The 14019-nt window shown below is 52.1% G+C and carries 14 protein-coding genes; 9 read left to right on the forward strand and 5 right to left on the reverse strand.

Annotation, left to right across the window (positions count from 1 at the left end; genetic code table 11):
* The first annotated feature begins 57 nt into the window (after positions 1-57).
* The 5 genes from BLT27_RS10750 to BLT27_RS10770 all read left to right on the forward strand — a co-directional run bounded on the left by BLT27_RS10750 (position 58) and on the right by BLT27_RS10770 (position 4818).
* Positions 58-1671, forward strand: coding sequence for an Env/VP5 family phage fusion protein (locus BLT27_RS10750; protein ID WP_089733719.1), 1614 nt, complete (start codon positions 58-60; stop codon positions 1669-1671).
* The gene (locus tag BLT27_RS10755; RefSeq protein ID WP_139172307.1) at positions 1668-2255 is read left to right on the forward strand and encodes a DUF8063 family protein; all 588 of its coding nucleotides are present in this window, start codon (positions 1668-1670) and stop codon (positions 2253-2255) included. The genes BLT27_RS10750 and BLT27_RS10755 overlap by 4 nt, the downstream gene beginning before the upstream one ends.
* The gene (locus tag BLT27_RS10760) at positions 2248-3081 is read left to right on the forward strand and encodes a hypothetical protein (protein ID WP_089733724.1); all 834 of its coding nucleotides are present in this window, start codon (positions 2248-2250) and stop codon (positions 3079-3081) included. The genes BLT27_RS10755 and BLT27_RS10760 overlap by 8 nt, the downstream gene beginning before the upstream one ends.
* A complete protein-coding gene (locus tag BLT27_RS10765) occupies positions 3078-4286 on the forward strand; it encodes an ATP-binding protein (RefSeq protein WP_089733726.1) in 1209 nt (402 codons plus the stop codon). The genes BLT27_RS10760 and BLT27_RS10765 overlap by 4 nt, the downstream gene beginning before the upstream one ends.
* A 154-nt stretch (positions 4287-4440) precedes the next feature.
* Positions 4441-4818: a PD-(D/E)XK family putative nuclease gene (locus BLT27_RS10770; protein WP_217639129.1), complete on the forward strand. Its 378-nt coding sequence runs from the start codon at positions 4441-4443 to the stop codon at positions 4816-4818.
* Between the two features lie 37 nt (positions 4819-4855).
* Here BLT27_RS10770 and BLT27_RS19135 read toward each other — a convergent pair whose 3' ends face one another.
* From BLT27_RS19135 to BLT27_RS10775, 5 genes are all read right to left on the reverse strand, one after another.
* A complete protein-coding gene (locus tag BLT27_RS19135; protein ID WP_139172308.1) occupies positions 4856-5503 on the reverse strand; it encodes a hypothetical protein in 648 nt (215 codons plus the stop codon).
* Positions 5496-6839: a hypothetical protein gene (locus tag BLT27_RS19140; RefSeq protein ID WP_139172309.1), complete on the reverse strand. Its 1344-nt coding sequence runs from the start codon at positions 6837-6839 to the stop codon at positions 5496-5498. Before BLT27_RS19140 ends, BLT27_RS19135 begins: the two co-directional genes overlap by 8 nt.
* Positions 6836-9967: a P-loop NTPase family protein gene (locus tag BLT27_RS19145; protein ID WP_139172310.1), complete on the reverse strand. Its 3132-nt coding sequence runs from the start codon at positions 9965-9967 to the stop codon at positions 6836-6838. Before BLT27_RS19145 ends, BLT27_RS19140 begins: the two co-directional genes overlap by 4 nt.
* 40 nt (positions 9968-10007) lie before the next feature.
* Positions 10008-10466, reverse strand: coding sequence for a hypothetical protein (locus BLT27_RS19150; RefSeq protein WP_139172311.1), 459 nt, complete (start codon positions 10464-10466; stop codon positions 10008-10010).
* 422 nt (positions 10467-10888) lie between these two features.
* Positions 10889-11125, reverse strand: a complete 237-nt coding sequence (locus BLT27_RS10775) for an ArsR/SmtB family transcription factor (RefSeq protein ID WP_089733730.1) — start codon at positions 11123-11125, stop codon at positions 10889-10891.
* A gap of 126 nt (positions 11126-11251) precedes the next feature.
* Here BLT27_RS10775 and BLT27_RS19155 point away from each other — a divergent pair, with 126 nt between their 5' ends.
* From BLT27_RS19155 to BLT27_RS20035, 4 genes are all read left to right on the forward strand, one after another.
* Positions 11252-11935 (forward strand): DNA methyltransferase, encoded by a 684-nt coding sequence (locus BLT27_RS19155; protein ID WP_139172312.1) that lies wholly within the window; start codon positions 11252-11254, stop codon positions 11933-11935.
* On the forward strand, positions 11932-12714 hold the full coding sequence (locus tag BLT27_RS10785) for a DNA-methyltransferase (protein ID WP_089733734.1): 783 nt from the start codon (positions 11932-11934) through the stop codon (positions 12712-12714). Before BLT27_RS19155 ends, BLT27_RS10785 begins: the two co-directional genes overlap by 4 nt.
* A 103-nt stretch (positions 12715-12817) precedes the next feature.
* Positions 12818-13732, forward strand: coding sequence for a hypothetical protein (locus BLT27_RS10790; protein WP_089733736.1), 915 nt, complete (start codon positions 12818-12820; stop codon positions 13730-13732).
* Between the two features lie 96 nt (positions 13733-13828).
* Positions 13829-14019 (forward strand): hypothetical protein (locus BLT27_RS20035; RefSeq protein ID WP_217639130.1); only part of this gene is annotated, 191 nt, incomplete at its 3' end.

Here is a 14019-nt window from a genome sequence, read left to right on the forward strand (position 1 = left end):
GTTCCTCCTAGTCGTGCTCGTCGGCTCGCTCGTCTGGTTCGGAGGCGCGATGCTCGCATGAAAGCGCGGGTCATGGTCATGGCCGCGTTGCTGCTCTCGACAGCCCTCGTCGGGCCAGCGATGGCGGCCTCCGCGCCCGCGGCCGGCTCGACCGGAGCCGAGCCCGTCGACCGAACCACTGCCCAGCCCGAGCCCCCAGAGGACCCTGTCGGCGGCTGCAACGCCTCAGTCGCAGAGCGCGCGATGGACTTCGGCCTGAAGATCGCCGTTCCAGCCTACGCCGCCTACGACATCGCCGACTCCTCCGACGAGTGCAACGTCGGCGAAATCCTCCAGGGCAACAAAGAACAGGAAAAAGGTGACATCCACTCCGAGGCCGAGAAGATTCGAGCCAACCAGGAGGCGGCAGTCACCGGCGTCCACAACAGCCTGAACGACGCCCGCACTATCGCCTGGACCAAAGCCGAATGCGCGACGCTCGACGCGCTCGAAGCCAACGCGACGCAGGCTGAAACCCGCGTGCAGGCCCGTGCTGCCGTCGAAGACTACTACAGCCGGATGCTCCACAACTTCGTCCAGGAGCGCAACCAGCTCATGTACGAAATGAGCTACCTGCATCGGGTCCAGAACAGCGAGGACCTCGCCTCGAACGTCTCCGAATGGGAGTTCGACTGGGCCCGCAACGACATCTCCGTGCAGAACAGAAACCGAACTGCGACCGAACGCCTGAACTACACGCTCCCGAACGGCTCGACCGTCGCTGTCGTCACGCCCGAATGGGTCGTTCACTACAACGACTTCGCCAACCCTGACGACATCACAGTTCACTTCTGGTGGGATTCCTCGAGCCAACACCACCCAGACGGCTTCCGCTATCAGAGCCACTACAACGGCGATGTCGTCACCGCCTACAACTCCACCAGAATCGACCAGATCGTCGACCGCATCGAAAGCCAGAACCAGCAGATGCTCGACAACCTGAACTACACCGTCAACGGCCTCTACGGCAGCTATCTCCGCGGCAACCTCAACATCTCCGACTACCGAAGCGTGCAGTGTACCGCCGACGAAGTCGGCCGCGGCGTCGAGGGCACCTACTACAGCATCTACGCCGTCACCGCACTCGCGAAAGCCGGTGCCGAAACGCCGAACCTCTCGACGACTGGCTCGATGACTATCGCCACGTCGCAGTTCAACTCCCACGTTAACAACAGCACCGAGGAGTTCACGGGGCTGCTCGTCGGCACGACCGCGCCTGACGGGGGCTGGCAGGTCGGCGAAACCTACGACCCCGCCACCATCAACGGGTCGGTGTCGTTCCACGTGTCGGACAGTAACCGGTCGTTCTACCTGACCGAGCCGTTCACGCTCGTCGGTGCCGAGGACGAGAGCGGCGGCGACATCTCGTCGGTGAACACGACCCAGTACCAGTATCGCACCTCGAACTTCTCGGAGCTGGGCGACAAGCTCGACCGGCTCATCCAGCTCCGGATGGAGGAACAAGAAGAGATCGAGGAAGCAGCGAACCCCGGCGACGGTGGAACCATCGGCTGGCCCGGTCTCGGCGGCGCTGGCGGCCTCGCTCTCGGCGGCAGTCTCGCCACCCTCGCCATCGCCGCTATCCTCGTCGGCATCGGCGTGAAACTTTACATCGAGGTGATGACGCCGTGAGAGCCGCGGCGGTCATGGTCATCGCGCTCGCGCTGGTCTCGGCTGGCGTCGCCCCTGGGGTAACCTCCGCACAAGACGGGGACAACGCCAGCACGACCACCGCGACGGCGGTGCCCGACAGCGGGAACGCCTCGACGATGCGCGCGGATCTCGGCGCGGGCGTCACCCTCGTCGATCTGGAGAAGCAACCCGGCCAGATCGTGCTCGTGCTGCACGCCGAACAGCCCGCGACGATGCTGAACTGGCAGGACAGCATGGGCGCGATGAAAGCCGCCAACGAACGCGGCGGCGACGACCTCAGCGCGGTCGACATGGACGCCTACCAGTACCGAATCTGGCTCGACCGTGGCCGTCAGCGCGTCGTGCTCGACGTCGAGACCTGGCGCGGGGCCTCCACCATCAGCGTCTGGACGACCCAGAAACAGTTCGTCATCTCGACGGACCTGCCCTCGAGGAACCCGTTCGGCGCGACCTCGTCGACCGGCGGCTGGCTCGGCGGCTTCGGCGTCGCCGTCTGCATGGTGTCGCTCGCTGCATGGAAGCACAAGCGCAACCCGCCCCAGGGGGTGCGGGACCTTGAGTGACCGCTACCGCCCCACCTTCGCCAGCCGGTGGGACTACGCCTTCTACCTGCTCGCCGAGTACAAAGTCCCCATCACCCTGACCGTGCTCGCGGTCGGTGTGTGGGCCGCGTGGGCCGTCGAGACCGTGCCCTCGCCACCGCCGGCACTCGTGAACTTTGCCGCGCCCGTCGCCATCCTCGCCATCCCGGCCTACGCGGTCGGGGACCGGCTGGCGAAGTGGCTCGATCCCCACGAGTGGATCAAGGTCGGTGTCGCCGACCCCGGTACGGTCGACGGGGACAACTTCGAGCACAGTACCTACGACGGGAAGGGCGTCGCGCCCGATCTCTGGCAGGAGAAAACCGTCACGGGCTACCGGCCGCTCCGGCCCGACGATGGGACGTTCGACGCCGTCGTGACCGCCTTCGAGTACTACGACGACATCGACGAACTCGAAGTCCGCGGCTGCGAACAGGCGGAACTCGAACCGTCCGAGGCGTGGGAGTCGGCGACCCGCGTCGATGAGATCTACGAGCACCACCACCGGGTGAAGCGAGCCTACAGTCAGCTCAAGTCCACGGTCCACAGCTACGCGACGCAGGTTCACGACGCGACGCTGCTACTGGCGGCAGCCGAAGACGAGAAAGCGAATGTCGCGCCGGAGGTAGAGATTCAGGAACTCATCGACGAGATGGAGCGCGAAGTCGAAGATCTACCCGAAGCCCCTGCCCCGGACGACGACGGCCAGTGGCTCCGCGAAGCCAAGGGCGACCTCGGCGATCTGGACCCGCTCGATGACCATGACCAGATGACCGACGCCGTCGCCGACGGTGGTGAGAATCCGTGAGCCACGACGAGGGCGGCTCCGGCGAGTGGGCGAGCAGTGAGGCGAAGGACTGGAAGGACGGCCGTCACAAGCGCGAGAACAGCCACGTCCTCCCCCACGCTGGCGAAGTCGGAGACACGAAGACCCGGCAGGCACTCACCGCGCTGCACGGCGTCTACGAGCGCGCATACAAGCGCGGCTGGATCGACGGGGACTGGCCCGACAGCGTCACCGAACTATCGACGTACCGGCGGTGGCGGGGCACCCAGCAGACCGAGGCGTTCGCCCGCGCGGTCGACCAGGGCGACGCGGTCGATCTCCGGCAACAGGTCGGCAGTCAGAACGACGAGATCGACGTTTCGGGCTGGCGGGACATCGAGCACATCCGCGAGATAGCCGTCCAGCGCCACCTGCGACTCTACATCTACGGCGAACCCGGCACCGGCAAGACCCGGTCGGGCTCGCTCGTCGCCCGCCACTGGGTCGAGGAGCGCGTCGAGGAAGGCCACCAAGACGCCATCGTACTCACCAACATCCGGACGCTGGCCGACGAAAGCAACCGCGTGCGCTGGGTATCCAACTGGGCACAGTTGAAAGACGTGATGCACTCCGAGATGGATGACATTCTCGCCGAGAACACCCGACCCGTGCTGTTCCTGTTCGACGAAGCGTCCTCGCAGGCGGCAGGTCGGGGCAAGCAGGGCCACGAGGCGAGTACGAAGCTCGCGACACTGGTCTACAAGATTCGGAAGTTCGCCGGGGCTATCGTCATCATCGGCCACGACGGGAAAGACCTCCACCCCGCCGTTCGGGAGCTGTGTACGGTGTGCGAGAAGGAGTCGAAGAAGGTCGCACGATTCTACGAGACGGTCAAGAACCGGGACGGTGTCGGCCCGCTCACGCCGACCATCACCGGCTGGCCAGACTCGATGTGGCAGCCCAACGACAAGGACCCCGCGCCGTGGTCGTGGGACGACGGTCAAGACGGTGAATCGAGCGAATCCGAGTCGCACATCTCCCGAGAAGACGCATATCGGGAGTTGGCGATTTGGACTGTCGTCGAGGAAAGAACTGGGAATCCCGACGATCCACCATCGTTCGAAGAAATCGCCCAAAACCGGCTGAACGGTCTGTATTCGGGCGAATGGTGCCGCCAGCGGTGGAACGAATACGACGACGGCCAGCACGCAGACACGGTTGCCACCGTGCAAGAGGCAATCGCATGATGGGACGAACTCAGCCGCCAACCAACAACAACAATCTCCCCGACGTGGTCATACGTGCGGGCCCGCTCTCGCTTCGCGTCGAGCGTGACCATGACCGCGCGCGGCCCCGGCGGCTCGGCGATATATATCAGTCGCGCCCGCGAGGTGCGTTCGCGTGAGTCGGTCGAGCAACGCGAGCCGGTACGGGTCGCTCGCGGAGAAGCACCTCGCCGACGAGCGAGGGCTGGTGCTCGACGGCCAGCACACGAGCTGGTGCGATGCCCGCTTCCAGAACGGAACGCCGGTCGAGATCAAGAGCGCGATGGTCTCGACCGGCTACTTCCAGATCTACCGCAAGTACCACGAGAAGCTACGGGACGCGGGCGGCTGGTATGGATTCGTCGTTTACCGCGAGCACGGTGACCGTATCCGGGTGCTCAAAACAAGGATAACACGGCCGGAGCGGCTACCACTTCGGTCACTGTGGTCGCCCACTGGGGGGCATAGAAATAGTAAGAAAGCAAAAATATATCTTGATAGCATCTTCAAATAGAAACAGAGCCGTAAAGATAGTATAAAAATATCTTAGCTTATAACAGTGGGTATGTCCACCGAATAGTAACTAATTCCTGTCGATTTCCCCCCTTTTGTTTCGGAACCATCGTTTCTTCAGTTAAAATATAGCAGGGGATGCTCGTTTGTAGTTGAAAGTCCTTCCCCTCACTCACTGGTTCAGTAGTAGGATACGGCAACTGCAGCTCGTGTGAACGCCCTAATTCCATGAAGAATTTTGCGTACCAAGTGTCATCTGCATTAACGCTGTGACGGTAGATGTTACCAGCCTCATCGAGAATTTCTTTAAATTCTTCTACTACTTGGACACACTGAGGACCGGTCACCTCATTCAATAATTCGGGGTCTGTGCTGGGTGATATACGAATAAATTCAACGTGACAACTGGTGTCCTCATTATCCACAGGCGGAGGCTCATAATCGCCTGGTGCACGAATGTCGAACTTTGATTGGTCACCGAGGGCGCTCTTTACTACCTCCTTTACTCTGTCAATCCCCCTTCCATCATCAAGCGTGATGAGTATTGGGAATAAATTCGATAGGGTATCAATTTGGTATCCGTATTTTAGATACTGTATTCTTAGACCCTCAACCCTAGTTTCTCCCGCAGTGATTTCTGGAGTAGACCCTAAATACACCTCGTCAACGTCAACTTCGTCACTCATCCATCACGACCTTTATGTCGACGATATCCATCAACTCAGCGAGCGCATCCAACTCGGATTCAGAGATGGAATACATATTACTTTCTGAAAGTGAGTGGAATAAGTCTTGAGCATCCTCACTAATATGTTCCAAAATTTGGTCTTCATTTTCTGAAATCCAGGATTCTGCTTGGATCAATGCGCTGTACAATCTTGGAAGATTTTCCTCAGCTGGAAGCTCAGTCTGCATACAACTTTGGACTTTATCAGGTGGGTCTTCCTGCAACAAGTCTTGGTAAGTAGAAAGAATCGGTTGTTTAGTAGACCATCTTTCGTCTACCACATCTTTCCAAATAGATAACTGATTGACAGCATATTGTACCGAATCCTGAAGCTGATCTAAATCGTCCGGAGGAGATCCACGCCATTCTTCAACGGTATTCATAAATTCAACATCCTTCTCTCTGAAGTCAATCATCGTAGATAAGGATTGAATATGAGATAAGGAATCATTCTCCTTTGAAATAGAAGTCACTCCATTTTTTATGTCAGTAAATACGATAGAAGGCCGTTTAAACACCTCGTCACGCCGATTAAGAAGCTCACCCTGTATTGCGTTTTCCAATGGCACTATCTCAGGTATTGTCTGAACCTCTTCGTCAATGAGTTCGAAATATTCGACAAACTCAAGTTCCGTTTCAGAATTGAGTAAAGAAATCGAGGTGTTAATCATCTCTACTTCTTCGGGTATCCAAGACCTTTCGCTAAACTCCTCAGCAATGGAATCCAATTCCTTTTGCCTGCTATGCAGTTTATCGATTTGAGAATTTATATCAGCGGGCGAAGTCACGTTGGTGGGGTTTTCAGAGAGATCATCCACAAGGGCCTCGATAACATATTGGTTAAGATCATCTATTTTTCCAAGTACATCGTTGATTTCTCTGAGAGCTCCCTCAGGGTTGGATTCAGCTGAAGCGCGTATTTTTCCTCTTATCTCATTTCTATCTTCATCAGAGACCTCAATGCCCACTTCCTCATAAAATTTTATATAATTTTCCTGAACAGAGCTTATAAGTGGGTTCTCAAATGCCGTCTTTAAATCAGATCTTGTATTCAGGACGCCAACAGGAGACGTGGAATCAGTTACTACTTCAATAATATTAGCTAGTGATAAATCAAATCCTTGTCGTTTTCCATCGGGCAGATTCGAGTATCTGTCGTCAATTGATTTTATTTCGTTCTGATACTCTTCTAGCTGGCCGGAGATTGTATCCCAGTCTGAATGAGCGGTAGTCAACTTAGATCCAAGCTTAGTGAATAGCTCTTCACGCTTTTCTTCCATCTCCTTCTGATTCATGCTTGACCACCTGAAGTCAGTTCAGCGAGCTCAAATAGCAGATCTTTTACTGCATCAGCATTGTTTTCTGCGTGGTTAGCTCGTCGTTCAATCTGATTCGTCCGCTTATTCATTTGAGACAATTGCTTTAAGTCGGAATGAACAATTTCATCAAGATTACCGAGGAGCTCGGCGCGTTCGACTGGTACCTCTGAAGAATTCAACCGAGTCGGATAATCAAAGATAATCCGACCCAATTCATCAATTATCGATTGTAACTCAGACTGATCAACTTGTGTCTGTTCAAGGAGTGAAGTCGAATTCACCCACGTTCGAAGAGAGCTATATTCATCTTTTAGCTCGTTTACGTTAGAGTATAAATCAATCTCACCCAAATGGTCCTGGAATCCTTCAATTACACCTTGCATGACGTCTTTGTACCGGTCTGTGACACTCCAGAGCACAACCACTGCCGCAGCAAGTTGTGGATGGTCTTCTACCTCACCAGCAAGTTCACTAAGACCCTCATATACATTCTGCAAGTTTTCGCGATACGAGGTAATATTTGACTCTTGAATCCTAATATTCTCAATATCCACGAAGTCAGATGGAGGCTGAAGCTTCTTATTGAGAAACTCTATTTGCTCAGTTACATCATCTATTCTGGAATCTAATCTGCTAAGTTCATTCTGTAGATCCTCAAGATCATCCAAGAATAGATTAATATCCTGCTTCAGCGCCCATTCAAGAAGTAAACCACGAAAGAGATCCTCTGTTTGGCTTTTATCAGTCGAAATACCAGTTAGCACTGCCAATTCTTTCTCTTCCGAGTATGTATCTTTATTAATATGGGCTAATCTCTCGTACACCTCCTGTGGACCCTCATTATTTAAATCTGACAGAAATGAGAGTGCCCGCTGTAGCCGTAATACAGGACGACGTAGTTTACCATCCTCAGTCATATATTTCGAACGGACGTTCCTCACGCGCTCATGGATGCCCTCATTGTTTCCCTCGAATACACGGTTAAAGAAGTATACTGAACGGAACCAGTTTGTATCTGGTGCAAAGTTTTGATTATAAGCCTGCTCTAAATTGGAAATCAGTTGTTGGTGGGGGACGTTTCGGTCAATTGTACGTTCAGCAAATACCAGACCGTATTCTAACCCATGTTTTGGTGAGTCACTCGAACTGCTGGTTCCATAATATGGTAGGCGGTTGTCTAGATCGGAGTCCTGCCAAATGAGTCCCCCTGACTCTTCTAGGGTAAATGCACTTGTGAACGAAGTTTTTGCGCTTCTAGCCGTTTGATTACCGATACGTTCAAGATCGGCGAATAAAGCATTTATTGTGTTTCTCTTCTGGTCGTCTCCAGTCTGGGGAATCACTGTATCCTCAATAAGTTCAGCGCCAAGAACGCCACTATGATTTTGTACTTGTAGGTAATTATCTAATTGAAGAATAAAGTCCCAAAGTCTTTTTCCACCCACCTTCTCTAGAGTGACTAATTTGTGGCCAATAAGACCTTCAACAAAATTCGGTGTTTGAGCTGTGAAATAGTCGTCACTATCCGGGCATAGAATCACAGTTGTCTCTGTTACATCGGATTTGGCTGAGAGCTGATCGAAAACCGATTGAAGTGCTGTGTCAGTAGGGCAAAGCCATACTCTCAGACCTCCCCCAGTGAAGGAAATATCCGGGTCAAACTCGATCGGTTCAGAGTTCTCTTTTCGTAAATCTTCAGTACTCGCAGCTGTTAATTCGCCTGGATTTAGTGCAAGCGGGGGATATGCTTCCCGAATGACTTCGGGATTCACTGTCCAAACCTCCAAGTCGTAGTCGCTGACTTTTTCGAGAGGATCGTAGAGGTTCGCCCAAGTATTTGTCAGATTTGGTATCGAGACATCACTTAAGATTTGAGTGGCGTCCTTACGGGTGTCGCCGCGCTTCTCAAACGAGGAAATGAAATCAGATACAGTATTAATCAAACCTTCCATATGCTCCTCCCTGGAGAAAGCACTAGATGGGAGAAACATAGTCTCCAACTCGTCATCTTCGTATAACCAGCCAGAGGGAGGTGAAAGACCTTCTAATACATTCTGAAGATTATTGCTAATTACATCAATCACATCGCGATTAAGCGATTGGTTTTCGCGAATTGCGTTTAGTATGGTGCTATGGGCTTTTGATACTGGGATTATAGTAGGGTTTCCTCTAATCACCCAATCCTCGTATAGTGGCTCCTCGAACAGAACAGTACGTTTGGCATCAGTCAGGTTTTCAGCAGGAACACCAGCGTCCGCCCAAACCGAAGCTATTGCATCAGCTCCATAGTACGAATGACTGGACACCTCACTAAACCATTGAAGGAATTCATCTTCACCCCACTCGTCAATATCAGGTAAATCGCTACTATGATTCGATATCCAGCCAGCTCGTCCACGCGCTAACCACCAGACACCGTTGGTAAGGGTTGTGGGTCGGTTATTCTCATTCAGTTGGGTCCAAACCGTGCTTGGTTCAGTAATCGGTATACGAGCCTCAGTAAACCTACGCCGATCTGCTTCGCCAATCAGCTCATAAGCCGAAACTAACCCAAAACTCCAGACTTGAAAAACATCTGTTAGTCCATCCAAAATATCTCGGAGAGGATTCTCATCGTCTACGCCTAAATAGTCATCCAGTTTCTCATATTTTTGCTCTACTTCATCAATCAAAAGAATTCTTTTATCAGCTACGGTGTCTGACTGATCGATAAATGATTCGTAGAACTCATTTTTCCGTTCTGTGGTCCTAAATTCCGGAAGCCACTCTGAATCATCTCCCGATATAATCTTATCGGTCTCTTCTTCAATTTTTTCTTCTAACCAACTAGTAATCGGCTGCTCGCTGGACTCATGTGCGTCCAGAATCGTTTTCAAATCCGTATAAAGAGCAGGCAAACCCTTCGTCCATCCACGCCGACAGACCTCATACAAATACTGAGTCTTTCCAGCGCCGTATGGACCAACAACAGCAACAGGATTAACTCCTCCACCCTCACTGAACGTATCCAGCATTTCGTCCAGTTCCCGATCTAATTTTTCGTGTCTTTGGCTTAAACTTACGTCCCACTCTCTTGTAGGGTCGGCACTAAATTCGTCGGGCAAGGTAGACCCTATTTCTGAGTGGGAGGTAATATATTTTTGCCTAATCTTGACCAGCTTCCTTCGGAACCGTATGATGGATCTTTCGAATCGCAAGGTCACCCTGGCGGACGTTTGGCTTTGCCCTCACCTCAATTAAATAATTCTTCTTTTCGTGGTTATCAAAAGAATCTAAAAATAGTTCTGTCTTTTTTTCACCGCCCGACTCAAGAGTGAAGCTTTCGTCACCACCAAACTCTACCCTTTCCCAGTCCTGTGTGATCCCCGACTCAGAAGAAACAACGCGGCACTTCATAGTTACCTTATCAGCGTCAGCATCTCCAGAATTTCGTAACGTTACCTGCTGTTTCAGGACGTAATCATCGTCTCGGTTAACTAAATCTGTGTCTTCTTCTTTCGACCAAGACGGATTTTCACCGAATTGAACGCTTAGCAGGGGGACTTTTTTACGGAGGGTCCCTTCGAGAAACAGTATCGTTGCGTATACTGCAGTTACGTTCACTACGAGTCGATTAGTGAATGGTAAAAATACGATAAATGAAAATACGCTCATGAATCCTATAACCCAAGTAGAATGTGAATAAGGGAACGACGGCCAAACGAGGTAGACCCGATTAATGATGAATCCAGTAATTTTTACTGCGGTTGGACACCCCCGCCTATACAGGACCCACATGACCATTATCGATACAAAAAGACATGTGAGCAGTAGCAGCCCGGTCAAGTGGCGAGAATATTGTGGAAACAAATTATTCCAAATCGTTTCGAAGGACTGGACCCACTGAAAAATCGGCATTTTTGGAGACATCATGCCAAGTATGTTAACTCGTTAATCAGAGGCGATTTAAAAAGAATTTCCGGTATGGCAGAGCTTAGATATTTATAAAAGGACCGGTGCATTTAGAAAGCGATCGAGCTCCTTTCCTACTCATCAACCCTCTCAGCTTCAAGAACTAACTCCGCTTTTTTTGTTATCCGATATACTTTCTTTCGGCCATTTTTGGAGCTTTTTATGTATCCTGAATTTTCCAATTCTTCTAAGTGCTCATACATCGTGCTCCCCTGGACACTCAACTCTTTAGCAAGGATATAGCCGTGAGCAGGCTCTTCATCAAGACGAGAGAGAATCCGACGTTTGGCGTCAGTCAATGTTAGACCCATCTACCACCAAGTTCGTTTAGGCCGGTGAAAAGAGATACATACCTAAAGACCTATGCATAGGTATCTGCCTAGCCACTGAATATGCAGCACTCAAGTACCCAGGGGCCAGATAGACTCACTAACGGAATGCAACTCATAGACTTATCCCAACTCACCCAGGACGTAGATTCACTAGAGGCACTACTAGATGCGATAGATTCGCTCTGGGAACCGCTCTACGAGCGCATGGATTCAACAGAGGTTCTGTGGGTTATCGCTCCAAACAGATACCACAATGACCGACTTTGGCCTGTTGCGATGGCCGTGGCAGATCGCGCCCGGAAAAAAGCAGGATTCACCCTAAAGAATACCATTTCTGTTCATCGTTGGTCTGAGCGAGATTCGGATTTGGACCCCGCATACGACGAAATTCTGATGCTAGTTCGGGACAAACACGACTATCAGTTCTACAAAGACGAGATACGGGTAGCTCACGTGTACGAGGGGCACGAATGGGGAGGCAAGCGGGAGAAGGGCAACAGCGCGTATCACGACACAGAGGTGACCAGATATAATGAGAACGGGAAAGATCCTGGAAACGTTTGGTTGGAGGAAGTCAGAACACACTCAGAAGATCAGTCAGTCGATGAAACAAACCCGATTTCGATGCCTGAAGCTGTGAAGAGGTTAGTTCGGGTCAGTACCACAGAAGACGAGGGAGTACACACCGTGGGCCTGGATTCGGAGCTCGTCGAAGTGATTGAGAAAATGGACCGTGAAGTTTCCGAGGCAAGTTTCGAGACTATCCCTTCCAGTGAGGTAGAGGCATGAGCTTAGATAAGTTCTCCAATCTGGAGGTCAAGTGGCAGTCTAGCGAGGATATGAGTGACGTAGAATCAGGCACCGCTCAAGCGGTGATCACATCGCCACCCTACTGGGACTTGAAAGACTACGGTCATGAGAATCAAATCGGGACCGCTGACGAATCGTATGAGATCTACCACGACCGTCTACAGGGTGTCTGGGAGGAGTGTTATCAAACCTTGTCTGAAGATGGGACCATGTGGATTGTCGTTGATACAGTCATGGGTCGGGGGGATATGCGTCTGCTACCTTATCATATAATCGAGCGTGCCGAAGAAGTCGGGTTCATTCCGCAGGACATAGTGACATGGTACAAACCGACAGCAATCGCTGGGATGACAGATAGGAACGTGGTGAACAAAAAGGAGTACGTACTCTATTTGTCGAAGAGTCAAAATCATAAGTTCAATCAAGATATTGAACACGACAACGGTAACGAGGACCCTGCAATCTCGGAAGGCCAGAAGCTCGGTAACTTGTGGAGATTCCCTGTAAAGCGAGGGACTGCAGGACAAAATGTGCTACACAAGGCGCCGTATCCTCGGTCACTAATCGAGAGAATCGTTCGCCTTTCGACGGATGAGGGTGACGTGGTACTTGACCCGTTCCTCGGATCGGGGACAACAGCCTATGTCGCTCTTGACTTAGCTCGCTCTTGTATCGGCTATGAAATCAATTCCGAGTTCAAGGAGGTAATCGACGAACGCCTGTCTGAGTTAAAGCAGTCATCTCTGGCAGAGTTCTGATTGACTCCCTGGTTTTCGTCGTCGGATTAAAGCCTGGGTATATACCTATGCATAGGTGGTCACGGATTTATGATACATCGTCCATCGGTCCGGGCATATCGATGTGCGCGATTCTGAACAACAAACTCTCGACGAGGATAGTAGTCAGGACCCGTGGACTGAAGTTCTGGGATTTACTGATTTAGCCACTACAGAGCGGGAAGAGAAAATTGAGGAAGTAAAGCGAATCATCGAAGATCTCGGTTCCGACCATCCGGAGCTATTTGAAGATGAGGCGATTTCCGCACAGGATTATCAACGAGAACTTCGAGATGCAGTCTTCTCTCTTGGCGGGAAGTATCGTCAAAGCCACGGCGCAGATAACGAGGATATTGTTCGTGAGATATTCCTTGAACCCGCACAAGACGCCGGGAAGCTATCTTTCGTGGACCAACGAGGGAGCGAGAGGATTGATTTCAAAGGAACACTGAGCGACACAGGCGAATCGTTCGCGATGGATGTCAAAGGCGGAGAAGGCCAAAGTATCGGTCACCTGCTCGTACCCTCTAATACGGACCTATTGATTCTATGGAGTGAGCGAAACGCGAGAAACACGAAATCACCGCCTTCCCGCCTGAACGAAGTGATAAACCGGGCGGTTCGCTGGGGATTCAACAATTCCGAAGAGCCCGGATTGATGGTTATTCGAGACGAGCCAGCGGGCGCCGTAACCGACGATGGAAAGGTAATACCTGATATTGTCGTGTTCCCCAGTGAGTACCCGACCCCAGAGAATCCACATCCACCAATGCCGGCTCTTGATGAATTGCCGGCCGTAGAGCTAATTTTCGAAACACTCACTGGGAATAGAGGTCTTCAAAACGAAGAGATAAAGAAACACATCTGGTGGCACGAACTTCACTACAGTTCGTCCTCAGGTAGTGGACAGATCGAGAAGGAGATTTACAACTGCTATGACGAATCCATTCGTCTCGGAACACGGTCGATAGACTACGAACGGATCTCAGACGTGGAATAAAAATTTTCGCGCGCACCCCTTCGGGTGCGTTTCCCGTGGGCTTTCGCAACGGGTAGCTGTGTACTTTCAACAGGTGCGCCTTAGCCACACATCCTAATGACAAACCGGAAGCCCCCCTTCCGGTTCGTCGACGACGACTCGCGCTCGTCGAGGCGACGACTCCGGTCATGGTCAAGGAAACTTGGCCTATACAGCTCTCGAAGGACAACGAGAGTTGCGAAAATCGGGGTGCAGGATAGTGATGCCTCTCAGCAGTCGCCCCGCTACCGGGGCGCGCTGCTCGCCTC

The sequence above is a fragment of the Haloarchaeobius iranensis genome, assembly GCF_900103505.1.
Taxonomy (GTDB): domain Archaea; phylum Halobacteriota; class Halobacteria; order Halobacteriales; family Natrialbaceae; genus Haloarchaeobius; species Haloarchaeobius iranensis.

Excerpts from the sequence above, each read along its gene's own strand:
- BLT27_RS10750 (WP_089733719.1), top strand. The coding sequence starts at position 58 with ATGAAAGCGCGGGTCATGGTCATGGCCGCGTTGCTGCTCTCGACAGCC.
- BLT27_RS19135 (WP_139172308.1), bottom strand. The coding sequence starts at position 5,503 with ATGAGTGACGAAGTTGACGTTGACGAGGTGTATTTAGGGTCTACTCCA.
- BLT27_RS19140 (WP_139172309.1), bottom strand. The coding sequence starts at position 6,839 with ATGAATCAGAAGGAGATGGAAGAAAAGCGTGAAGAGCTATTCACTAAG.
- BLT27_RS10775 (WP_089733730.1), bottom strand. The coding sequence starts at position 11,125 with ATGGGTCTAACATTGACTGACGCCAAACGTCGGATTCTCTCTCGTCTT.
- BLT27_RS19155 (WP_139172312.1), top strand. The coding sequence starts at position 11,252 with ATGCAACTCATAGACTTATCCCAACTCACCCAGGACGTAGATTCACTA.
- BLT27_RS10785 (WP_089733734.1), top strand. The coding sequence starts at position 11,932 with ATGAGCTTAGATAAGTTCTCCAATCTGGAGGTCAAGTGGCAGTCTAGC.